This is a genomic window from Paenibacillus methanolicus, assembly GCF_008124765.1.
Taxonomy (GTDB): domain Bacteria; phylum Bacillota; class Bacilli; order Paenibacillales; family Paenibacillaceae; genus Paenibacillus_Z; species Paenibacillus_Z methanolicus.
On record NZ_VNHS01000009.1, the window covers coordinates 377,379 to 399,620 of the forward strand.

A 22,242-nucleotide genomic window follows, 5' to 3' on the forward strand; every position below is an offset into this window, starting at 1 on the left:
GAGGAGAAGTACGACCGTATGGATGAATTGTCCTTTAAACGGCGTGGGGAACTGGTGCGGCTGATCGATCGGTTCGCCGAGCAAGACGGTACGCAGGAGACGCGGATTCCCGCCTTGCGGTTGATTCGCGCGTCGCGATTATCCGAGCCGGTCTATTCCGTCTATGAGCCGTCCCTATGCATCGTGGCGCAGGGCGCGAAGGTCGTCATGTTGGGGCAAGAGAGCTACCGGTATGATCCGGACAGCTATCTGACGGCTTCCGTGCATTTGCCCATCGCGGGTCAAATCATCGAGGCTTCGCCGGAAGCGCCGTATCTTAGCCTTCAGCTGCAGTTCGATATGCCCCGGATTCTCGAGGTCATCCAAGCCTCCGAACCCATCGGCCATCGCAAGAACGATACCGGCCGAGGCCTAGTCGTAAGCCGCATGAACGAGATGCTCTACGATGCCGTGCTGCGCCTGGTCCGCCTGCTGGAGACGCCGCAAGATATTCCGGTGATGGCGCCGTATGTCATCCGGGAGATCATTTACCGGGTACTGCAACATGAGCAACACAATGCCCTGAGGCAGTTTGCGTTGATCGGCAGCCACGCCCAGCGGATCGCGAAGGTCATCGAGCGGCTGGGCCGCGACTTCGCCCTGCCGCTGCGTATCGAGGAATTGGCGGAGGAGGCCAGGATGAGCGTTTCTTCCTTGTACGGCTACTTCAAGGAAGTGACGGGCATGAGCCCGATCCAGTACCAGAAACAGATTCGGCTGCAAGCGGCGCGCCGGCTCCTGATAAGCGAGACGACCACGGCGGCCGAGGCGGCTTTCCAGGTCGGCTACGAAAGCCCCTCGCATTTTAGCCGCGAATATGCTCGCATGTTCGGTCTTCCCCCGGTTCGAGATATTCGCCGGATGCGGGATACGCTGCTGAGTGGTGGTGGCATGTTGCATGGGAGCGAAGATCCCTCAGGATCTAAAATTGCATTGGAGGTTATGCATGGGAATCGAGTGGTACGATATGATAGCAAGAAGGAACGGCGGGTATAAAAGCAGAGCCGTGTACACGGTTGAAGGCAAATCTGCCGAAGATATTTTTGAAGAACGCTTAATGACCATGTTGCCTCGCTATAAATCAGTGATGGACGCGGGGTGCGGCCACGGTGAATTCACGTTAAAGATGTCTACGTATGCCAGTCGAATCATCGGGTTTGATAACTCCAAGGAATTAATCAAAATCGCGCAGTCGTTATTGAGTTCCAGCAAGATCCGCAATGTAGACTTCATCTATGCGACGACAAAAGCCCCCATGCCCTTTGAAGACGAGGAATTTGATTTAATCTATGACCGCAGAGGACCAACTTCGATCCTTAACCACGGCAGACTGTTATCTCCGGGGGGAGTTATTTTTGGAATTCACACGAGCATAGAGGCCGTAAGGGAACGCTTATTGGCAAACGGCTTTAAGGACATCGTCATTGAGGAGTTCAATGAATCCGTTACTTACTTCCCGAATGAGTTGGAGTTTGCCAAATTTCTAGCAGATGTACCTGGGAATCCAGACTACATGTTACCTGAATATAGACCCGAATTGGATGTAAAGATTCGCGAACATCATATTGGAGGAAAACTTGGAATAAAAGAACACAAGTTTATATGGAAAGCTGTTAAACCTTAAGTTTCATACGAAGGCGGTCGACTAGTAAGACGGCACCTTCCTCACGATAATGGGGAGGTTAGCGCGGTAACAATGTTCAAATTGTAAGAATTAATAAGGAGGAATAACTATTTCTAATCTAAGAACAGAATATGACTTTAGGATTTACTCCGATGATAGAGATTCATACATAACTTTCTCCTTAGAACAGTACACACATAGTAACCATCCTAGCTTATCTTGTTCCATTGAGGTGCTCGATAATAAATTCACAGGTTGGAATATAGATATATGGTTCTCAATAGATGATCTGGTTAAGTTTATTAGACGACTCGAACAAGGGGATTTATCAGAAAAATGCAGCATTAGTGCGATCTCTCCAGAAGACTTCACCATGTCGCTTGAACATATAAATCGAAAGGGCCATTTATTTCTAACATATACAATTTCAACTTCAAAATATATAGACGCTGTAATCAAGAGAACGGCCCTTAATGGCGGCTTTATTTATGATCGGGAATACCTCCAATCGGGCATTAAAGATCTGAAACGGTTTGTTTCTGTCGCTAAATTACAAATTGATATAGACTTTAGATTTGATTAATCGACAGCAGCAACCAGCCATGGGGACGTTTAACGGGATGGTACCGTATATTTATACGGTGAGGAAATAGGGAGGCTAAGCCAATTGTTAAAGAAGGTTACATGAAAAATATTGTGAGGAATATAAGATGCAGACACTGTTGCTGATAATATTTGTTGCCGTTCTTCTCACTGGAATTATACTGGGCGTTATTTTCAGAAAAAAGAAAGGTGCATTTATATTGATAATCTTGTCAATATTCTTGATTAATGTGCCAGTAATGCTGCTGATGACATCTCTTCACGAGAGAGCGTTAAAGAAGGAGATGGCTGAGGTGATAAATCAACATGGTGGAGAGCTGAAAAGTATTGATCATATCCAAAACGAAGATACGCCATTCGGTAACGAATATAATAAATACAATGACATCTACAGAGTTTCGTATTATAAAAATAATGTTCTATATATAGCTTGGTATAGGGCTGTGAAAACTGTAAATAACATTCATGATCAAGATCCAAGCCCATCAGGCGGCGGATACGGGGAAAAGTGGCTGTTTAACGAGTAATTATTAATTAGGCTAAAGGATAAAGTTCACATATACGAAGGCAGCCGTCACACTAGTCGGCTGCCTTCGCCGCGATAACGAGCAGAATGCTTATAATCTTAAATTACCATACGCCTACCTGAATTCCTTGGTTATAATTACGAGAAGCATCTAAAAAATGGAGGTGTTTCTATGCGAAATATGGATTACAGCAATTACTTTTGGCAAGACGAGGCGATTAGATTACGTGCGATTGCGCTAGAGGATTGGGAAAGTTGCTATGAGAGCGCGTATGACACTCCGGCGCGTCGGTTCTTGGAATGTGCGATCGAGCTGCCTCCTACCATCTCGGAAGCGAAAAAATTCACGGAAGAAAACGCGGATTTTTCTTCAACGAACAGAAGGATCATGTTTACGATTGAAACTTTGAATGGTGACATTGTAGGCGGTATTAATCTTAACAGCATCGATGAACGAAACGGCACGTTTAGTATAGGCATCGTGATTGATCATCCCTATCGAGGGAAGGGGCATGGGACCAGAGCATTGCACATCCTCTTAAACTATGCGTTCTTCGAGCGTAGACTTCATAAATTCAATGATTATGTTCTGGAAGGGAACGAGGCATCAGCTGCCATGCTCAGAAAGGTAGGATGCGTTCAAGAAGGAATTCGACGCCAAGTGTTCTACACGAACGGAAGATATCATGATTCGATCTTGTACGGTTTAACCAAAGATGAATACCACGATTATCTTTCCAAAAACCATCAGACGAAAAAGGAGTGAAAGTTATGAAAAAGATCCTCCCGGCAATTCTCTTGGCCCTACTATTCATCCTGACGGCCTCTTCAGTTGGTTACGCGGCGGACATCCAAATGAAAGTGGACGGGGTTACCATTCTTGCCGAGGTTAAGCCCGAAATGAAGAATAATCGCATGATGGTCCCTTTGCGGGTGATCAGCGAGAATGTGGGAGCTAACGTGCATTGGTCGGGTACGGAGGTCGCGCTTACGAAAAATGACCGGAAGATCGTCCTAACCTTGAACAGCGATAAAGCGGTCTTCAACGGTAAAACGGTGCTGCTCGATGCAAAGCCATACCTGAAAGACAATCGTCTATTCGTTCCGCTTCGCTTTCTCGCGCAGTCGTTCGGCTGTACGGTGAATTATTCCCATACAACCGTGAGCGTCGACACCAAGCCATTCTATATAGATGGCGTCCAGGTAGCAGCGGTACAGGAAGAAATTCAAATGACGATGGGCAGCATAGTCGATGAACTCCAAGGACATGCCTATATCGAAACGATGTATAACCTTCTCATGCAAAACAAAGGCAACGAGGTGGAGGCTCCCGCCAGGATCTCGCTGAATGTACATAATCGATTGCCCGGAGATTATGATCAAGTGGTGCAGATTGATTTTGTAGGTGAGAACGGGGACAGCATAACAAGTTTCGGTCTCTACGCTGAAGTCCCATCTGAAGGAGAAGACGAGGGAGAACCCAAGGTTGTGATTTATGCAGAGACTGAAAAGCGATGGTACGCCTTTTCCTCCAAAGCCAGTCAAGAAATCTGGGAATTAAATGCTATCGCCGGTAAGAACGGTTTTCTAACGATGATCAGTAACACAACACCTTAACGTAATACAACGGCCATCACAGCGGCGCCAGAAAATTGGCTGCTGCTGTTTTGTTATATGTGCATGCCAGGTGATATCGAGGTGCCGATAAAATTTGAATGGACCCGCAAAATGAAGCAACAAGTTGCCTCCCCGTGCGTCTAATTGGTATAAATTTACCAAAGAGGGTGCGGCTATGAATAAGAAAGCAATCCTGCTCGTAATCTCTACGCTAATGCTTCTGGCTACTGTAACTCCGGTTCGTGCGGCATCCACGGGAAAAGCGATTACCCCTATAGTCGACGGGAAAGTCGTCCAATCGGATGTAGACCCCATAATTGAAAAAGGGCGCGTGCTGGTTCCGCTTCGCGCGCTCGCCTCCCTCGATCTCGAATTCCTGTGGGACGGAACCAATAAGATTGCGACCGTCAAAAACAAAGAGGGGAAATATGCCATGCTGCGTCTCCGCGAAAAGATGGCTCGGGTAAACGGCCAAGAGGTGAAGCTTGATGCACCTCTTACCGTTGTGAAAGGGCGCGTTTTAGTGCCTCTACGATTTATTGGCGAAGCCTTCGGCTTTCAAGTGAACTATGAGGCTGAACGATCTGCGGTCATAATTAGCAACTCGGCGACCGAACAACAAGAAGAAGCGTTCTCGTCCGGTGTCTTCATAGATTGGAAGTCTGGCGACGACCCGCTGCTTAATGAAGTCATAATCGAGAACCTCAAGACAGCTTTGGCGTCGATGGCGGAAAAGGACATCGATACGTTTAAAAGTGTCTTCATAAACAGCACTACGCCCAGCGCATTCATATACTTACTTGAAAATGAATACCGATTTGAAGCGTTAGGGACAGTCATGGATGACAGGAGCGGAAGGATTGAGATTACGATTATCGGCAAAGTAAAAACTAGCGACGGTATCGTCAACGAAACGAATCTCGCTTTCTACTACATGAAGGATAAGCAAGGGGAGTGGAAGCTCGCTTCTATTGATTAACCGAAGCCGCGGCGGCCACTATATCGACTTGTCGGAGGAATGAAATGAACAATCTTAACGGATATACCTGTAGTTGCTGCGGCGAATACCACGATGAACTTCCAACCAGTTATGGGACCGAGGCTCCGGTATATTATGAACTCGCCTCTCCCGAGGAACGAGAACAACGCTTTGAGCTGAGCGAAGACTTATGCGTTATGGACAACGAGCATTTTTTCATTCGAGGGTGTCTCGAAATCCCAATCATTGGGACAGATGAGCAATTTATTTGGGGCGCGTGGGTATCGTTAAGCGAAGCGAATTATAGGAAAGTACATGACCATGGGGATGAACCGGAACAATTAGAGGCCATGCTTGGATGGTTCTCTACTGTTCTGCCGGACTACCCGGATACCTTGAATTTGAAAGCAAAGGTTCACCACAGACTAGGCGGAATGAGACCCTACATTGAGCTCGAACCCACCGAACATCCGCTGGCGGTAGAATCACGAGAGGGAATGACCGTCGAACGAGTTCAAGAGATAGCTGAAGCGTATTGTGAAAGGTTGAAGGAGCAGCTATGGCCCTTTGAAAATCCGGAACATGCGGCTGTCCTTACCTTAGAGAAAATCATGCGGCGAGAAAGCCCGGTGCTATATGTAACCCATGACGAAGAAGATGGCATGTGGCAATTTCTCGATGGCGAAGAGGTAATCGAAGAAGAAGCGCGACTGTTATCGTTGAAACAAATGGTCGATCTCGATCCAAGTTTGATGCAGCTCTCCGATCTTCCGCCGGGTTGGATTGCATGGCGGGATAACTCAGATGATGAATGGCGCAGAGCGCCAAGATAAGATATATTCAACAGGAATAGTCGGGAGAAGCTTATGTGGGAATATGAAAATCGCAACAACCAAATTGTCCCATCTGATATAATAAAATGGTCGTATCTTTATGAAATGGAGGATTGAAGTCATGATGAACGCATCGAACGAAAAAAGAACTGACTCAGCTTCGAGACTCATCAAGGCATCAACGCAAACGATTTATAAGGCATTCGTGGACGCGGGCGCTCTGGTTTCGTGGCTTCCGCCGAAGGATATGAAGGGTCATATCCACGAATTCGACGCACGAGCCGGTGGAGTCTATCGAATGTCCCTAACTTATGTCGGAACGGGCCATTCCACGCAAGGAAAAACTTCAGAACATGTTGACGTCGTAAAAGGGAGATTCTTGGAGCTCACCCCAAACGAGCGAATTGTACAATTAGTAGAATTCGATTCCGAAGACCCCGTTTTCGCAGGAGAGATGATCATGACATGGACCTTGGCAGCCGTTACGGATGGCACCACGGTTACTATTGTTTGTGAGAACGTGCCCGAAGGAATACGGAAGGAAGATCACGATAGTGGTCTGAGGTCCTCCCTAGAGAATCTCGCCGTCTACACAGAAAGAACGGCCTAGACTAGATTGTTAGGACATTGATCCCTAACGGGGAACGATAGGTTAATGATGTCCCGAAGGCAGCCGGCCACAAAGATCGGCTGCCTTCGCTGCGCTAACGGGAGGATAGCTAAAAAGCTTTCGTGAATACCCTACATGGATTTACGAGTATACAAAATAAGTACCCATCTAGGTACACGGAGGAGAAATATGCTATACGGACAACGAGTAACATTAAGGCGTGTTGTTGAAGAAGATTGGGAAAAACGATATGAATGGCTGTCCGATCCTGTAGTTAACCGAACGTTACCATCAGGAAGCGGTATGCCCCTAACACCGGAAGTGGTCAGAGAACGTACACGGAAGTACGCGCAAACAGATCTATCATCTGTCTATTTTACCATAATAAAAGAAGACGGCATCCCGATTGGCAATACCCAATTGTTTAATATCCATCCTTGGTCCAAGCATGCTGAATTTGGTATTTGGATTGGGGACAAAATGGTATGGGGGCAAGGTTATGCTACAGAAGTGACAGGTGTTGTCCTGGATTTTGCATTCGAGCGTTTAAACCTTCATAAAGTGTATTTGACGGTAGATGCTGATAATCCTGGTGCTATTCGGAGTTATGAAAAGGCTGGTTTCAATAAGGATGGCATACTAAGAGACGAAGTCTATAAAAATGGTCAATATGTCGATCGTATAATGATGAGTATTTTGAAGCATGAATACTTAAAACGATCTAGTTGTTCCAAATAACAAAGCATATAGGAAAACCATTCTGGAAGAAACTACGAAAGATAGTGTGCTTTCTTGAAAAATTGAATGTTAAGCTCTAACTGGGAACTATAGCTCAATGAATGCTACACGACGGCAGCCGCTGGCTGCCGTGGCAATATTATTCGGGCAATTGACAAGCCCAAGCTTATCGAGCAACTTCCATCCGGTACGCCAATTCTACAGTTGAGCGAGGATTGGGTTGCATTCTTTACACCAGACGACGGGGAGTTCGTAGCATCGGAGAAACTTGAGACGTTATCAGAACATTGTCCGATCTTGTATTTTACTAACTTGGAGGATCACGGTTGGGGAATTGAAATCTTTCATAAGGGAGAGATTGTGACCAACCTTCAAGTGTTGTACGAATTAATGGAAGGTGATCTTGAAGGACTGCCGGATGAATATGAAGAAGATGATGCCTTAGTATTGGATGGAAACATAAGGAAAGAAGCTAGCGCCGAGGCATTTAAGGTATTCGAGCTGAAGGAGGAGCAGTTGAAATCCATTGAAGAACTATTTGCTGGTAATCTAACGTACGATGAGGATGAATTCGTCGCTGTAGAGAAGTTTAAGGAGATACTCGGTATTGAAGAAATGAGTTGGATCCGATACGAGCGTACAGAAGGCCGAGAAGAGATTCTTTACGTTTAGGTCGGCTTGGAGAAAAGCGAGGGAAACTATGAACATCGTTCTCGTAGGCATGTCGGGTGCCGGCAAAAGCACGTTAGGCGTACTGCTCGCCAAAGCGATTGGGATGGATTTCGTGGACACGGATATTATCATCCAGCAGCGTGAAGGCCGGTTGTTGCAAGAGATCATCGATCGTGACGGCATGGAGGAATTTATGTGGATCGAAGAAGAAGCCGTGTCGGAACTGCAACTAACCAATTGCGTTATATCGACAGGCGGAAGCGTCATCTACTCCGAAGTGGCGATGGCGGCCCTTCGACAACGCGGTCAGGTCCTATATTTGCACGTCACATTCGAAGAGATCGCGAAGAGGCTAGGCAACATATCGACCAGAGGGATTGTCATGAGGAAAGATAACAGTCTTCAGGACGTTTACGAGGAAAGGGTGCCTCTATACAAGAAATACAGCGATACGACGATCGATTGCTCAAGCAAGGATATCGAACAATGCGTAGGCGAAATGATGGAACTCATACATAAGACATGAATAGATCGAACAGGGAGCAGGCCATCGCGGCGCTGCTCCTTTTCCATATAAGTCCGTCACAACGTAAAATGAAAATGTTCCCAAATCGTTCACGGGTACGACGAAATTGGTCATTGCGTAAACGGGGGGTGCGGCGCTAGAATTATACTAAACAGTTAGTCTAAATTTGGGGAGGTTGGTTGTATGAAGAAAGTGGGCATTGTAGGAGCGGGTCTTGGCGGTTTGGTAACGGCGGCTTTATTAGCGAAGAGAGGACACCAGGTTGTCGTGATGGAACGCTCGCCGATCGCGGGCGGCAGAAGCCATGTCGTGACCAAGAATGGGTTCACGATGAGTTATGGCGCCCATGCGGTATTGGCCCCTAAACAGGAACCGTTGCGTTCCATCGTTCGCGAACTCGAACTGCCTATGGCGTATCGGAAGGCGAGCTTGGCCAAATTCAAGCTGTTGATGAACGGCCGCGTCATCTCGAGCCCGCTTGGCTTCGGCGCGCTGACCTCTCCCGCCATTTCGGGATTGTTTAATCATATGAAATGCGTGAAGCAATTTTACCAAATGGTGAAGCAAGCGCCGGTTTTTCCGCCGACGCTGTCGGTTGGCCAATGGATCCGGGACAATGTGAGCAATCCCGAGATCGCCAAAGTGCTGACCGCTTATGCGTCGCTGTCTGTCTATGACGGCGCGCTTGATTTGTTTTCGATGAACCGTTTCGTTGAGTTGACCGGGCCCGAGTACGAGAAGAATGAGCCGCTAAGCTATATGGGGTATGACGTTCTATTAGAAGAGCTGCAAAAAGCGGTTACGAACAACGGGGGCCGCATCCTGTTCGGGAAGCCGGTCTCGGATCTTATCGTGGAAGCTGACCGCGTGAAAGGCGTCGTATGCGGGGATGAACGGATCGCATTCGATGAAGTGGTGCTGAACGCTCCGACGAAAGAGTTAGGCAAGCTTCTCGGTTATCCATCCCTTGCAGAGGAGTTCGGCGGGTATTTCAATCAACCGGCTCATTATGTGTTCGTGTATGATCTGATGCTCTCCAAGCGGCTGCGCGGCGATATCGGGAATTTGCTGGATCTCGACGGAGGCTTCTACATCAATGATTACGGCTTAAACAATCCTTCTTCCGTCCCCCCGGGCGGACAGATGATCAACGGGCTGAAATTCCTGACCGCGCAGGAGCAGTCGGACGACGGCCACGCGAAGGGATCGCAAGCCGCATTTGAATCTTTGCTCCATAACGTTTATCCTGGATGGGAAAAGCACGTCGTACACAAACGGATGATTAACCGGGCGATGGTGAACGGAATCGCCAGAAGGACGGATGCGAAACTTTTGCCGCTGCAAAGCCAATCCGTTCGGGGATTATACTTGGTTGGCGATTCTACGCAAGGGTCGGGGGCGCTGGGCATGCCATGTTATGATAGCGCGAAGAAGGTTGCGGATCTGTTGTCCGGAACCGTATAAGAAGCTGGAACTCGTAGACGGGGGAATGAATGCAATGAGTCAGGGGAAAGAAAAAATTCTGCAAACCGCTTTAGAGGCATTTGCGGAGAAAGGGTACGATGGAGCCAGAATCGATACGATTGCCAAAACAGCCGGCGTGAACAAAGCCTTAATCTATTATCATTTTAAGAGCAAGGAAGAGTTGTTCACGGCGGTCATTAACGACTTATTCGAAAAAGCGGCGTCCGTCTCCATCGAACCTACGGGGACATCCGTTCGCGACAACTTGATTCAAGTCATGGAACATTTCATCGATTTCCTTCACGGCAACCCGTATTTCGTGAAAATTATGGACCAAAGCGTTGCGCAGGACCGAGACATCTTTCATCAGCTTCATCACCAAAATTTCTTCTTCGAGGCGGTGATGGGGATGTATCAACTGGGCGTCCGGACCGGCGAATGCCGGAAGGTCGATCATCCGGAAGAGTACGTGGTCAGTTTGCTGGGCGCGGTGTATTTTTATTTCTCTCACCATAGGGCGATTCGGAAGTTCTATGGGACGATCTCCGAAGAGGAAGTCATCTCGATTCGGAAGAGAACGATGCGGGATATTATCGCAAGGCTGATTTTCGTGTGATAGACCTTAATCCTAAAGCGTCATTCCGGATGATGGTAGCGGGCTTTGCCCGCTGCGCATGCCCATCGTCCGGCGGCGCTTTTTTGGCCTTATTCCCCGCTAATCCTCGCTCATCTCCTCGCTAAGCCCCATCCCCTGATACAGCCGATCCTCCAATAAATCATACAGATAAAACCGCGACGCGACGTACAGCACTTTCGACTTCATCGCTAGAATGATTAAGATTGGAGCGCCCACGAACGCCGTGACGACGCCGACTTCAAGCTCTCCGGGACTGCCCAGCAGCCTGCCGATCACATCGGATACCGTCAAGACGATCGCTCCCGTAATCGCGGACATGGGAATAATAAAGCGCAGGTCGGCGCCGAGAAGCAGGCGCACGATGTGCGTCGCGAGCAGGCCGATGAAGCCGATCGGACCGGCCAGCGCGGTAACCGCGCCGCATAGAATGACGCCGGCAATGGCGGCGACTAGCCGCAGCAATCCTGTTCGAACGCCTAGTCCGGTCGCGGCCTCGTCACCGAGCGCCGGCGCATTGAGCGCAGGGCCGGTCACGATCGCGATGAGGACCCCAGCGATGAGAAAAGGAGCAAAGGTCGAAACGGATTCCCAGCTTGCCGAACCGACGCTGCCGACTTGCCAGTAGCGGAATTGATCCATGACATTGACGCGCGGGATCATAATGGCGCTCACAAGCGACGAAAGGGCGGCGCTTGTCGCCGCCCCCGCCAGTATCAGCTTAATCGGCGTAGGTCCGCCTCGGCCCATGGAGCCGACGCCGAATACGAAGACGGCCGTAATCCCGGCCCCTGCCAAAGCCAGCCAAATATATTGACCGGCCGTATTAATGTTCAGGAACGCGATGCCGCAGACGACGAACAAGGCAGCGCCCGTGTTCACGCCCAGTATGCTGGGGTCGGCGATCGGGTTGCGGGTTACCGCCTGCATAAGCGCTCCGGATACGCCAAGCGCGGCGCCGCAGAGCAAGCTGAAGACGGTTCGGGATATTCGCTTGTGAATGACGCTCGACCCGTAGGAGTCTACGCCGGGGTGCAATAATGCGTTAATCAGCTCGCTCCACGTCACGCCCCGAGATCCGAGGATGAGCGAGGCGAGCACGCTCAAGCCGAGCAGAACGATCGAGATGACGAGCACCTTCGAGAAGTGCTTCGGCTTGTGCGCGTGAAGCGGGATGTTCTTCGGGATCGACGGACTATTCATTGACCTTGCCGGCAGCTTCGGCGACCTTGGTCAAGTACTCGTCAATGGTATACGCGATCGAGAGCGGACTTGGCGTGCCGGCAGCCGCGAGAGGCGTGCTGTTGCCGATCAGCGCGACGGCGCCCTTTTGGAAGGCCGGTACCTTGCCCAGCAGCGGGTCGGCTTGAAGCGTCTTCAGGAAGTTGTCGTCGCCGTAGGCAACCAACATGTCCGCGCCGTTCAGGGCATCGGCATTCTCGGCGCTCAGCTCAATGTAGAAGGCTTTGTCGTCGGTTACTTTCTCTTGGACGCTCGCCGGGAATTCCATGCCAAGCTCCAGCAGGAACCCGCCGCGCGGATCTGCAGGCGTGTACACGTAAACTTTCGACAGATCTTCAGGCGAGAGGCTGATCGCCGTGTCTCGCGAGGACCGAGAAATTCGCTTCAACGGAGCCGAACTGACGCCCGTGACGGTGCAAGCCTCCAAGGCGATAAAGGGCGATGAATTGATCTACAGCCTATTGGGGGCGCAGGGTCAGTTGTCCGCATGGCCGGCCATAGCCGCGTTCGGGGATAATCACCAGGCCAAGCTGTACGTGCAGACCGAGAATGATTTGACGATGCAGGCGAAACTATATGATTCCGTAACCGAAACCGGGTATTTCCTGAGCGGAACCGTCGATCCTTCGGCCAATCCGGCCGTGCTGGATTTGGGCGCAAATATGGCAGAGCTGCAAGTAGCGTCCGGAATGCAAGGAGCCCAACTGGACGTGCAAGGCGATTTGAAACAAGAAGATCGTTACGCCAAGCGTTATTTCGTAAGCAAGGGTGCGAACGTAACGGCTGCTTGTTACGTAGAGTCGGACGGTTATCGTTATACGTTCACGAATCAAGTGGGCAAAGTTGAGCGGGATGTCACGCTCGGGATCGGTCATGACTTCCGAAATATGCGGACGAAGAATCAAGTCTTTGAGGCAGGCGAAGTGAACAAGCGAGTCTATACCGATTACCGTGATGAGATGAATAACGCGCTAGCGGACATCTCGAACGTCGAGATCGCCAAGATCGGGGACAGGGTAGAGACGACCGGGATCGTGTTCACGGTTGAGGACGCGATGAAGGAAGAGGCGATGACAGTTCAAACGAACGGGGAGGGTGAGGTTGCCTATGAACCCGCGGACCCGAATGTCTCCACGTTAGCTGCTGGTTCGATACTCGACTACCAGATTTACGATTCGTCCAATCAAGCCGTAGGCGATTCTCTTCAAGCGGACACTCCCGAGCTCGTCGAAGTCGGTACTCCTTTGCTAGAAGGTGACTATGCGCTGAAGCTTGCGAAGCAGAATTTTCTAACTAATGTCGTCCGGCTGTCGGGGCAGTCGAATATATCGATCTATGAGGACAAAACTTCTTACAGCGAAATTTCGGTTGAACTGCCGCCCGGCTATGCGCCCGAGGATCTCGCATACGGACAAGCGGAATTACAATCGCAGAAAGACGGCTCGCTGCCAGGCTACGTATGGTTCAATCGCGGCAAATTGATCATCCCGAACGATATCGACCTCTCGAAGGATCGGAAGTATGTCCTGCACTTGGCTCTATATCTGGATTCGACCAGCGGAGAACGTGATCTTTACTATAATCAAGCGATCTTGACAGGCGAAGAGCTCATGAATCTCAAGGAAGTGAGCTATCCTTCGTCCGCGGTCGCGATCGAACCGGAAGCAGACGATTTGCCGGTTGATTATTATGTCGCATTTGTGCAAGCGGATTTCCCGGTCGCGGGCTTCGATAACAGCTATCGTGCTTATGTCCAAGCATATGGCGCGAACGGCAGCATTAAGGTCGGCAAAGTAATATTCAAGCCGCAACAGTTCGATATGTTGTTCCAAGGGAGCAACGGAGCATCCACCGCCTACGCGTTGAAAAGGAACGTTCGGATGGCCGACGCGACCGGGAAATGGAGCATGCAAAATCCGGGCATACATCACGTGCAGCTGCAAGGGAAGCAATCGTTCGTAGGTTTCAATGCGCAAAACGCCGGAAGTGACGAAACCTCCATTTATTTTGAATCTGGCACCGGTGTTTTGTTTAACGAGGCGTACGTCAGTCCTGGCAACTATCGCTTATTCATAACGACGGAATCGGGCAGTTCCGATGATGAGCCATGGAGCTTGTATTGGCGCTCCAGAAGCGCGTACCGGATCGACAAAGATACGGTGGTCCCTTTCACCGGGAGCGCGGATCCAGCCAGTTCCTCGCTGCGCGTTACCCAGCGCCTGGAAGAAGGCCGAGTCGTGCTAACCGTCGATCCGACGATACGGAGCGGCGACTTGGAACTGCAAGAAGTGCTTGCTTCGCACAAGGGGTACTATAACTACGTCCCTGGCATCGTTACAGTAAGGGACAGCGGACAGCGCAAGGTATACGAAGCACTGGCCATGGATTCGAACGAAGGGTTCGAAATTTCCAAGACGCTAGCTGATGGTACGTATTCCATCAGCTTCAGCCAGCCCGTAGGTCCGAATAAGGATATCGCTGTGAGCAATTCCTTTACCGTCGTCAGCACCGGCGTAGTTCCAGGTGGCGGCGGAGGTGGAGGTGGAGGTGGCTTCCCGGGCGGCGGCATCCCTCCAGTCGGCGGCAACCCCGCACAACCCGAATCGCCAACTACTATGGTCTTCAAGACTGCGGATATTCCGGCACCGAGGAATGGCATTGTATCGCTTCAAATCAAGGCGAGCGAAGCCGCGGTGCTGCCAGCAAGCATATTAGGTGGGGAAGGCGCGAAGAACGCGATTCAACTTGAGGGGGAGCACGGGGCGGTTACCATCCCGGCGGCAGTGCTGCAACAGCTGTCCGGGCTAGTAGGAAGAGAGCAGCTGGATAATGCGCAAGTCTCGATGTCGCTCATGCCGGTCACCGATAGCGAACTGTCCGCGGCTCTCAATACGACGACTGGCACGGCTGTTCAATCAGCAGGCAAGGTTTATGATTTCAAGTTGTCGATCACGGGCAAAGACGGTATTTCGAACACGCTTGCATTGTTCGACGAGCCGATCACGCTGTCATTCGACGTAAACCCGGAAGCTGATAAACGCTTGACTAACGTCTACTACATTGCGGAGGCTGGCACGCTAACCTACGTGCCTGCGCAGCGGGTAGGTGATCGGCTGGTCGCCAAAGTATCGCACTTCAGCAAGTACGGCGTTCTTGAAGTGCGCCGGGCATTCGTGGATGTCAACGCGGCGCATTGGGCGCGCGGGGCTATCGAAGAGCTCGCATCCAAGCAAATCGTATCGGGCGTATCGTCGAATGCGTTCGCGCCGAACAAGTCAGTATCGCGTGCCGAGTTCACAGCGATGCTCGTTCAAGCGCTCGGATTGACGGCAGATCCGACTTCGGAATTCAAGGATGTTCCCGCGTCGGCATGGTACGGGGCAACAGTCGCCGCTGCCTACAAGCATGGGCTCGTACAAGGCGTCAGCGCCGATTCATTCGCGCCGAACAAGCCTGTCACAAGGGAGGAAATGGCTGTTATCCTAGTCAACGCCCGGAAGAAACTCGATCTCGGTTCTTTATCATCCAGCGCCGCAAGCTTCCGTGATTCCGCCAAAATCAGCGGTTGGGCAGCAGAGGCCGTGGATATCGCGAATGCCAACGGATTAATCAGAGGCGATGCGAGAGGATTCTTTAACCCGAAAGGGATGGCGACCCGAGCCGAAGCCGCTCAGGTACTTGCAAATATGTTGCATGAGAATGCCTGAACATCTCTTTCCCGACGCTTCCGTGACTGATTCTTGTAAGTAGCTGCAGATATTGATGTTATCATTTTTTCGATATTCTAAGGGCCGGCGCTCGAGCGCCGGCCCTTTCCGCACGTTTCAAAACGCGCGAACCATTAAAATTAACCGGAAGCGAGCTTTCGTACCAATCGCGGCACATACAGCGCAAGAAAGACGGATCTTGCGAACGCGAACACGAGGAACGCGATCCACAGCCCGTTGTTCTCGTATGCCGGCACCAGAACGAAGGCGGCTAGCAGGAACAGCGCCAGCGAGAGGAGCATGGAATCGCGGATCGGGCGCGTCTCGGTCATCCCGGTGAAGACGCCGTAGAACACGAGACCGATGCCGGCGCTGACCGGAAAACCAAGCAGCCAGCCGCTATACGACGTTGCCAGCTCCCGAATGCCGGCATGCTCGGTGAACAGTCCGATCGCCGGTCGCTTGACCAGGCCGTAGATGACCGTCAGCGTGAGCGCGACGATGACCGTCCACATCCAGGAGAGGCGGAGCGTTCTTCGCAGCAGCGGCGCGCTTCGGGCGCCATGGGCTTGTCCGGCGTAGATGCTGCCGGCATTGCCGAATCCGTCGAAGAAGTAGGCCATGATGTAGTGCAGCTGCAGCAGAATGGCGTTGGCCGCCAGCATCTCCGTGCCGAGACCGGCGCTACGCGAGGTGAACAGATTGAACATGGCCAGCAGGCAGGCGGTCCGGATCATCAGGTCCCTGTTAGCGGACAGAATCGTCCGCCATTTCGAAGCCCGGAACCACGCCTTCCACCTCGAATTCCGATCCGCGCGCCACTGCTTCCACATCGGGGATCGAACGACCAGCGCCAAACCGGCCGCGCAGGCCAGCCCTTCGGCGATCAGCGTCGCCGCGGCCACGCCGGCCACGCTCCAATCCAGCGCGCGCACGAACAGCACGTCCAGCGCGATGTTCGCGACGTTCATCGCGATCTGCACGAACAAGGTCGCCTTCAGGCGCGACAACCCCATGAGCCAGCCGATCAGCACGTAATTGAGCAGCGTGAGCGGCGCGCCCCATATGCGGATCTCGTAATACAGGGCGGCTTGGGCTGCCACGTCCGGCGCGGGATCGATCAGGCGGAGCGCCGCGCTTAAGATCGGGTTCTGCAGGCCGATGAACGCCAGCCCGATCGCAAGCGCGAGGAGCGCCGGGCGCGCGAACGCCGCGATGCCTTCGTCCTTGTCGCCCGCGCCGACGGCCTGCGCCGCGAAGGCGGACGTGCTCACGCGCAGGAAGCCGAACAGCCAATACAACGTGTTGAAGATGAGCGTCCCCACGGCGACGCCGCCTAGATAGGCTGGGTTGTTCAATTGGCCGATGATCGCCGTATCCGCGGCGCCGAGCAGCGGCGTCGTAATCGTCGACAAGGTGAGCGGCAGCGCCAAAGCGAGATAAGCGCGGTGGGACGGCAGCGTGATCGTCGAGTTCTTCATTCGAACATCGCCACGAGCTCTTGCGTATACGGATGGCGTTCCGAGTCGAAGAGTTCTTCCTTCCGAAAATGGTCGACGATCGCGCCGTCTTGCATGACCATGATCGCCTGGCTCATCGCATGCACCGCTGCGAGATCGTGCGAGATGAACAGATAAGCGATGCCCAGCTGCTCCCGAAGGCGGTCGAGCAAGCCGAGCACCGCGGCTTGCGACAGTACGTCTAGGCTTGCGGTCGGCTCGTCCAGAATGATGACCGAAGGCTCGATGCTGATCGCCCGCGCAATCGTCGCGCGCTGCTTCTGGCCGCCGCTCAGCTCGTGCGGATAACGATCGGCGAGGGCCGCGGGAAGCTCGACGGCTTCGAGCAGCTGCCGCGCGAAATCGTGTCGGTTCGCGTATTGAAAATGCCGCAAGCGGACTTGATCGCCGAATTGCAAATAAGGGTCCAGCAGCGAGTCCTTGATCGTCAGCTTGGGATTGAGCGCCGCGGACGGGTTTTGCAGCACCGCCTGAATATGCTTCCGATACGGTCGAAGCCGGCGTTCGCTCAAGCCGTGAATCGGAACGCCTTCGAATAGCAGGCTTCCGTCGTCGATATGCTCGATGCCGAGCAGACAGCGTGCCAGCGTGCTCTTGCCGCACCCGCTCTCGCCGACCAGCCCGAGACATTGCCCTTTCTCCAGCGCGAAGCTCACGTCAAGAAGGACCGGCGTTCCGGTCGTATAGGATTTGTGGATGCGCTGCGCGCGTAGCAGACTCATGATGTCACCTCTGAAGAAGATAGTCGGTTGAAGCGGCTAAGCGATGGCGAAGATTGGATGAGCAGCTCCGTATACGGATGCCGCGGCCGATGGAGCACCTCTTGCGCATCTCCGGCCTCGACGATGCGGCCGTCTTTCATGACCGCGATGCGATCCGCATACTTCCGGACGTGACGCCAATCGTGGGTAATGAACAGAATCGCGCAGCCGCTCTCCTTCTGCAGCCGGGACAACAGCTCCAGCACGCGGAACGACGAGACGCTGTCCAGCGCGGTGGTCGGCTCGTCGGCGATCAGCAAGTCGGGCTTCGGCAGGAGCGCGATCGCGATGGCCGCCCGCTGCAGCTGGCCGCCGCTGAGCTGGGACGGGTAGCGGTCATAGACTTCCTCGGACAAGCCGACGAAGACGAGCGACGACTCCGCTTGCTGCCGGCGTTCATCCTTGGACAGCGACAGATGCAGCCGCTGCACGTCGTCGAAGTGCCGCCCGATCGTATGGAACGGGGTAAAGGCGCCTTGGTAATCCTGGAAAATATACGCGATCTGCCGGCCGCGGATGCGGCGCATGTCCGCAGGAGATAAGGCGAGCAGATTGCGGCCGTCGTATCGGATCTCGCCCGTTGCCTTCAGATTGGATGGCAGCAGCTGCCCGATCGCCGACGCGGCGACGCTCTTGCCGCTGCCGCTCTGGCCGACGACCGCGAACCATTCTCCCGCCCGGATGTCGAACGACAGCTCATGGACGATCGGCTGCCGCGGTCCGGCGATAGAAAGGCGATTGACCGTCAGCAGGCTCATGGCCGCACCTCTTTCCGGACATCGAATTTGTCGCGCCAATAGTCGCCGAGCAGCCCCATGAGCAGCACGACGAACACGATCATGAGGCCGGGATAGACCATGAGCGACGGCTGGGCTTGAAAATACGGGCGGGCTTCGTTCAGCATCGCGCCCCACTCCGGCGCGGGCGGCTGGGCGCCGAGTCCGATATATGACAGCGAGGAGATGAGCAGAATGATTTTGCCCACATCCAGGCTGGCGAGCACGAGCACGTGGCCGATCAGATGGGGAAACAGATGCTTGGACATGATCCGTCCGGGCCGCAGACCGTTGATGCGGGCCATTAAGACGTAGTCTTTGCCGCGCTCGGTCAGGACGGTGCTGCGCGCGAGGCGGGCATAGCTCACCCATTTCACGACGAGGATCGCCAGCAGCAGATTCTCGAGCCCCGCGCCGAGCAGTCCGGTCAGGACGATCGCGACGATCGTATCCGGGAACGAGAGGAACGCATCGGCGATGCGCATGAGAATCCGGTCGGCGAGACCGCCTTTGAACCCGGCCCAGATGCCCAGCGGCACGCCGATCGCCACCGCGGCAATCAGCGCCAGCAGGCCGTAGCCGACCGTCTGCCGGGCGCCGAGCAGCAGCCGCGTCAAGACGTCGCGTCCGAGATGATCGGTGCCGAGCGGATGCGCGAAGCTCGGCGGCAATAGGCGATCGGCCAAACTAACGAGCGAAGGATCATAGTTCAAGACGAGGAAGGCGTAGACGGCGGCCGCCGCCGGCCATGCGAGCATGAAGAGCAGCGCCGCGGTTCTTAGCCGCTTCCTGAGTGTCGAGGTGTTGCCGGCGAGCGCGAGCTCCATTAGCTTCTCTTCCTTTCCTGTAGTCTGAGCGCCGGGTTGAGATAGCGGTAGGAGAGATCCACCGCGCTGTTCACGACGAATACGATGATGGCCATTACCAGCATGTACCCTTGGATGACGGGGTAATCGCGCGCGCGGATCGAATCGACCACGAGCTTGCCGATGCCGGGATAGGCGAAGATGACTTCGATGACGACGACGCCGCCGATGAGGCTGCCCAAGCTGACGCCGAAGACGGTCACGACGGGCGGGAGGCTGTGGCGGAAGGCATGCGCGAAGAAGAGCCGCGTCTCCGTCAAACCTCTGGCGCGGCCCGCGCGAATGAACTCCTGGCTTAGCGATTCGAGCAGGCTAGAGCGCAGCAAGCGCACATACACGCTGGAGATGGCAAGGCCCAGCGTCAGGGACGGGAGGATGGCCGAGATCAGCCCGTCCCGCCCCATGGGAGGAAGAATCCCCCAACGTACGGCGAACAAGTCGATGAAGATAAGCGCCAGCCAAAAGCTCGGGATCGCCGCGCCCAACAGCGACACCCCGCGGCCGACCTGGTCGATCCAGCGGCCGGGGCGCAGCGCCCCGAGCGAGCCGAGCGGGATGGCGACCATCAGCATGAATAGCAGCGAACCGGCCGTCAATTCGAGCGTGGCGGGCAAGCCGCCCAAGATCATCGCAATGACCGGCTGATTCGTCATGTACGAGTTCCCGAAATCCAGGCGCGCGAAGTCGGCGAGCCAGCGGCCGTATTGGACGAGCAGCGGGTCATGGAACCCGAGTTCCTCGCGCAGCGTCTCGACCTGCTCGTTCGTCACGGAGACGTCCTCCACGCGAAGGATGGCGAGTACTGGATCGCCCGGAGCAAGTCGCACGAACAGGAAGCTGATGAACGAAATCGCCAGCAGGAAAATCGCGACCTCGAGGAATCGCCGTCTTAAAATTCGAAACAATCACTTCACATCCAGTTCGTTCGTAAGCATGTAATATTCGCTCCGGGACGTTACCCAGTTCGCGACCTTATCGGACTTGTAGGCGACGAGCGTGTTCGGGTGCAGCACGAACGAGTTATACGCTTGTTCGTCGACGTAGACCGCGATCTGCTCCGCCAGCTCCGAGCGAGCCTGCTGCCCGATGGCGCCGTTCAGCATGTCGATGAGCGCCGTTAACGCGGCGTCTTGCACGCCGCTGAAGTTCAAGGCGCCCTTCGGATGGAACGTCGCGTTCAAATAATAACCGGCGTCGCCGCGCGGCGCCGTCAAATTGCTGTAGGTGGCCAAATCCCAATCGCGGTTCGCCGCCATATATTCTTCCGGCTTCTCGATCTGTTCGATCTGCACGTCGATGCCGAGCTTCCCGGCATCGGACTGCATAATTTGCGCGATGAGCGGCAGATCGGCGCGCGAGCTGTACGTCAGGAGTTTCAGGACGAGCGGTTCGCCGTTCTTCTGCATGACGCCGTCCGCTTCCATATAACCGGCTTCTCGCAGGTACGATCTGGCCGCATCCAGTCCGCTCTGCTTCCCGGCATATTCCGGCGCGAAGGAGAAGCTGGACGGAAACGGACCCTTGGCCGCTTCGGCGTGACCGTACAGAATCGTATCCACGATCGCTTGGCGGTCGATCAGCGCGTCGATGGCTTTGCGGACATGGACGTCCTGAAGCGGCTTGCGGTCCAGGTTCATCGTAATTTGGTGCACGCGGAACGTGGACGTGGAATCGACCGTGACGCCGCTTAGCGCCTTCAACGTATCCAACGTTTCGACCGCTGGCCGGAACACGATGTCGGCGTCGCCCGATTGCAGGGCGAGGGAGCGGGCGTTGGCATCTTCATTGAACGAGAACCGGGCCGCCGCAAGCTTGGCGGGTCCATTCCAGTAGCCGTCGTAGCGGATCAGATCGACCGAGGCGCCCGGCGTGAAGGCGGAGACGGCGAAGGGGCCCGTCCCGATCGGCTTGTTGATGTAGTCCGTCTCCGTCACGTCGATGATGGAGGTGTTCGGATGGACGAGCTCCGACGGGAATTCGGGGAACGGAACGGTCGTCTTGATGGTCAACGTATGCCCGCTCGCGTCGATCGATTCGATGCGCAGGGCGTTCTGGATCGCGACGCTGTCCGTCATGGCCCGCTCGAGCGAAGCTTTCACCGCCGCGGCATCCATCTTATTCCCATTGTGGAACATCACGTCATCGCGTAGTTGGAACGTCCAGTTCTGGCCGTCCTTGCTGTCCCAGCTCTCGGCGAGCCATGGCTCGATCTCGAGGCTCTCGTCATTGAGGTGACTCAACGTTTCGGTAATGCCGGCGCGAAGCGAGACGTAGCTGGAATCGACGTTCGGATCGAGCGAGCTCGTGGCGAAATTGAAGAGCAGGTTAACGCTCTTCTTCGGCTCCGCATGGCCGGCCGGTTCGGAAGCGCAGGCGGTCAACATCAGAACCGATAGGAGAATTAAGGCTAGCAAACTGCTTCGAGTGCGAGTACGTGTGCGTTTGGTCATCTGTTTTATTCCTCCGATAGTGTAGTTAGTTTGCGAGATTAGGGTGTAATCATTA

General features: G+C 53.7%; 21 protein-coding genes and 1 pseudogene. 14 read left to right on the forward strand and 8 right to left on the reverse strand.

Annotation, left to right across the window (positions count from 1 at the left end; genetic code table 11):
• The first annotated feature begins 18 nt into the window (after positions 1-18).
• From BCM02_RS24145 to BCM02_RS24205, 13 genes and pseudogenes are all read left to right on the forward strand, one after another.
• Positions 19-1,035 (forward strand): AraC family transcriptional regulator, encoded by a 1,017-nt coding sequence (locus BCM02_RS24145; RefSeq protein ID WP_148931679.1) that lies wholly within the window; start codon positions 19-21, stop codon positions 1,033-1,035.
• On the forward strand, positions 986-1,663 hold the full coding sequence (locus BCM02_RS24150; RefSeq protein WP_148931680.1) for a class I SAM-dependent methyltransferase: 678 nt from the start codon (positions 986-988) through the stop codon (positions 1,661-1,663). The genes BCM02_RS24145 and BCM02_RS24150 overlap by 50 nt, the downstream gene beginning before the upstream one ends.
• Positions 1,664-2,373: 710 nt before the next feature.
• Positions 2,374-2,793: a hypothetical protein gene (locus BCM02_RS24155; RefSeq protein WP_148931681.1), complete on the forward strand. Its 420-nt coding sequence runs from the start codon at positions 2,374-2,376 to the stop codon at positions 2,791-2,793.
• Between the two features lie 171 nt (positions 2,794-2,964).
• Positions 2,965-3,558, forward strand: coding sequence for a GNAT family N-acetyltransferase (locus BCM02_RS24160; protein ID WP_148931682.1), 594 nt, complete (start codon positions 2,965-2,967; stop codon positions 3,556-3,558).
• 5 nt (positions 3,559-3,563) lie between these two features.
• Complete coding sequence (locus BCM02_RS24165) at positions 3,564-4,409, forward strand: copper amine oxidase N-terminal domain-containing protein (RefSeq protein WP_148931683.1); 846 nt, start codon at positions 3,564-3,566, stop codon at positions 4,407-4,409.
• A 175-nt stretch (positions 4,410-4,584) separates the two neighbouring features.
• Positions 4,585-5,388 (forward strand): copper amine oxidase N-terminal domain-containing protein, encoded by an 804-nt coding sequence (locus BCM02_RS24170; protein ID WP_148931684.1) that lies wholly within the window; start codon positions 4,585-4,587, stop codon positions 5,386-5,388.
• 44 nt (positions 5,389-5,432) lie between these two features.
• Positions 5,433-5,918, forward strand: a pseudogene (locus tag BCM02_RS36085) (DUF2199 domain-containing protein); the annotation flags it as partial.
• A gap of 424 nt (positions 5,919-6,342) precedes the next feature.
• Positions 6,343-6,831: an SRPBCC family protein gene (locus tag BCM02_RS24180; protein ID WP_148931686.1), complete on the forward strand. Its 489-nt coding sequence runs from the start codon at positions 6,343-6,345 to the stop codon at positions 6,829-6,831.
• Between the two features lie 189 nt (positions 6,832-7,020).
• Positions 7,021-7,569 carry a GNAT family N-acetyltransferase gene (locus BCM02_RS24185; protein ID WP_148931687.1) on the forward strand — a complete coding sequence of 183 codons (549 nt, stop codon included), beginning with the start codon at positions 7,021-7,023 and terminating at the stop codon, positions 7,567-7,569.
• Positions 7,570-7,929: 360 nt separating this feature from the next.
• A complete protein-coding gene (locus tag BCM02_RS24190) occupies positions 7,930-8,241 on the forward strand; it encodes a hypothetical protein (RefSeq protein ID WP_148931688.1) in 312 nt (103 codons plus the stop codon).
• 28 nt (positions 8,242-8,269) lie between these two features.
• Positions 8,270-8,767: a shikimate kinase gene (locus tag BCM02_RS24195; RefSeq protein WP_148931689.1), complete on the forward strand. Its 498-nt coding sequence runs from the start codon at positions 8,270-8,272 to the stop codon at positions 8,765-8,767.
• Positions 8,768-8,950: 183 nt separating this feature from the next.
• Positions 8,951-10,231, forward strand: coding sequence for a phytoene desaturase family protein (locus tag BCM02_RS24200; RefSeq protein WP_148931690.1), 1,281 nt, complete (start codon positions 8,951-8,953; stop codon positions 10,229-10,231).
• Positions 10,232-10,265: 34 nt separating this feature from the next.
• A complete protein-coding gene (locus BCM02_RS24205; protein WP_187434385.1) occupies positions 10,266-10,847 on the forward strand; it encodes a TetR/AcrR family transcriptional regulator in 582 nt (193 codons plus the stop codon).
• A 99-nt stretch (positions 10,848-10,946) separates the two neighbouring features.
• Here the strand turns inward: BCM02_RS24205 and BCM02_RS24210 are convergent, their stop codons facing one another.
• Together BCM02_RS24210 and BCM02_RS24215 are read right to left on the reverse strand one after the other, a co-directional pair.
• A complete protein-coding gene (locus tag BCM02_RS24210; protein WP_148931692.1) occupies positions 10,947-12,068 on the reverse strand; it encodes a FecCD family ABC transporter permease in 1,122 nt (373 codons plus the stop codon).
• Positions 12,061-12,495 carry a TroA family protein gene (locus BCM02_RS24215; protein WP_148931693.1) on the reverse strand — a complete coding sequence of 145 codons (435 nt, stop codon included), beginning with the start codon at positions 12,493-12,495 and terminating at the stop codon, positions 12,061-12,063. The genes BCM02_RS24210 and BCM02_RS24215 overlap by 8 nt, the downstream gene beginning before the upstream one ends.
• Here BCM02_RS24215 and BCM02_RS24220 point away from each other — a divergent pair.
• Positions 12,464-15,814 carry an S-layer homology domain-containing protein gene (locus BCM02_RS24220; protein ID WP_148931694.1) on the forward strand — a complete coding sequence of 1,117 codons (3,351 nt, stop codon included), beginning with the start codon at positions 12,464-12,466 and terminating at the stop codon, positions 15,812-15,814. The genes BCM02_RS24215 and BCM02_RS24220 overlap by 32 nt on opposite strands.
• 140 nt (positions 15,815-15,954) lie before the next feature.
• Here BCM02_RS24220 and BCM02_RS24225 read toward each other — a convergent pair whose 3' ends face one another.
• The 6 genes from BCM02_RS24225 to nikA are packed head-to-tail and all read right to left on the reverse strand — an operon-like array spanning position 15,955 to position 22,187.
• Positions 15,955-17,295, reverse strand: a complete 1,341-nt coding sequence (locus BCM02_RS24225) for an MATE family efflux transporter (protein ID WP_148931695.1) — start codon at positions 17,293-17,295, stop codon at positions 15,955-15,957.
• Positions 17,292-18,056, reverse strand: a complete 765-nt coding sequence (locus BCM02_RS24230; RefSeq protein WP_148931696.1) for an ABC transporter ATP-binding protein — start codon at positions 18,054-18,056, stop codon at positions 17,292-17,294. The genes BCM02_RS24225 and BCM02_RS24230 overlap by 4 nt, the downstream gene beginning before the upstream one ends.
• Entirely contained in the window at positions 18,053-18,853 is an 801-nt protein-coding gene (locus tag BCM02_RS24235; protein ID WP_148931697.1) for an ABC transporter ATP-binding protein, read from the reverse strand. Before BCM02_RS24235 ends, BCM02_RS24230 begins: the two co-directional genes overlap by 4 nt.
• The gene (gene nikC, locus BCM02_RS24240) at positions 18,850-19,698 is read right to left on the reverse strand and encodes a nickel transporter permease (RefSeq protein ID WP_187434386.1); all 849 of its coding nucleotides are present in this window, start codon (positions 19,696-19,698) and stop codon (positions 18,850-18,852) included. The genes BCM02_RS24235 and nikC overlap by 4 nt, the downstream gene beginning before the upstream one ends.
• On the reverse strand, positions 19,698-20,642 hold the full coding sequence (nikB, locus tag BCM02_RS24245) for a nickel ABC transporter permease (RefSeq protein ID WP_148931698.1): 945 nt from the start codon (positions 20,640-20,642) through the stop codon (positions 19,698-19,700). The genes nikC and nikB overlap by 1 nt, the downstream gene beginning before the upstream one ends.
• Positions 20,643-22,187 (reverse strand): nickel ABC transporter substrate-binding protein, encoded by a 1,545-nt coding sequence (gene nikA / locus BCM02_RS24250; RefSeq protein ID WP_148931699.1) that lies wholly within the window; start codon positions 22,185-22,187, stop codon positions 20,643-20,645. It lies immediately after the preceding gene.
• Between the last annotated feature and the right edge of the window lie 55 nt (positions 22,188-22,242).

Bases quoted from the DNA above. Each gene is read 5' to 3' on its own strand.
- BCM02_RS24180 (WP_148931686.1), top strand. From the start codon at position 6,343: ATGATGAACGCATCGAACGAAAAAAGAACTGACTCAGCTTCGAGACTC.
- BCM02_RS24235 (WP_148931697.1), bottom strand. From the start codon at position 18,853: ATGAGCCTGCTGACGGTCAATCGCCTTTCTATCGCCGGACCGCGGCAG.
- BCM02_RS24225 (WP_148931695.1), bottom strand. From the start codon at position 17,295: ATGAAGAACTCGACGATCACGCTGCCGTCCCACCGCGCTTATCTCGCT.
- BCM02_RS24170 (WP_148931684.1), top strand. From the start codon at position 4,585: ATGAATAAGAAAGCAATCCTGCTCGTAATCTCTACGCTAATGCTTCTG.
- BCM02_RS24210 (WP_148931692.1), bottom strand. From the start codon at position 12,068: ATGAATAGTCCGTCGATCCCGAAGAACATCCCGCTTCACGCGCACAAG.
- BCM02_RS24195 (WP_148931689.1), top strand. From the start codon at position 8,270: ATGAACATCGTTCTCGTAGGCATGTCGGGTGCCGGCAAAAGCACGTTA.
- BCM02_RS24155 (WP_148931681.1), top strand. From the start codon at position 2,374: ATGCAGACACTGTTGCTGATAATATTTGTTGCCGTTCTTCTCACTGGA.
- nikA (WP_148931699.1), bottom strand. From the start codon at position 22,187: ATGACCAAACGCACACGTACTCGCACTCGAAGCAGTTTGCTAGCCTTA.
- BCM02_RS24185 (WP_148931687.1), top strand. From the start codon at position 7,021: ATGCTATACGGACAACGAGTAACATTAAGGCGTGTTGTTGAAGAAGAT.
- nikC (WP_187434386.1), bottom strand. From the start codon at position 19,698: ATGGAGCTCGCGCTCGCCGGCAACACCTCGACACTCAGGAAGCGGCTA.
- BCM02_RS24200 (WP_148931690.1), top strand. From the start codon at position 8,951: ATGAAGAAAGTGGGCATTGTAGGAGCGGGTCTTGGCGGTTTGGTAACG.
- BCM02_RS24165 (WP_148931683.1), top strand. From the start codon at position 3,564: ATGAAAAAGATCCTCCCGGCAATTCTCTTGGCCCTACTATTCATCCTG.
- BCM02_RS24230 (WP_148931696.1), bottom strand. From the start codon at position 18,056: ATGAGTCTGCTACGCGCGCAGCGCATCCACAAATCCTATACGACCGGA.
- BCM02_RS24145 (WP_148931679.1), top strand. From the start codon at position 19: ATGGATGAATTGTCCTTTAAACGGCGTGGGGAACTGGTGCGGCTGATC.
- BCM02_RS24205 (WP_187434385.1), top strand. From the start codon at position 10,266: ATGAGTCAGGGGAAAGAAAAAATTCTGCAAACCGCTTTAGAGGCATTT.
- BCM02_RS24150 (WP_148931680.1), top strand. From the start codon at position 986: ATGGGAATCGAGTGGTACGATATGATAGCAAGAAGGAACGGCGGGTAT.
- BCM02_RS24160 (WP_148931682.1), top strand. From the start codon at position 2,965: ATGCGAAATATGGATTACAGCAATTACTTTTGGCAAGACGAGGCGATT.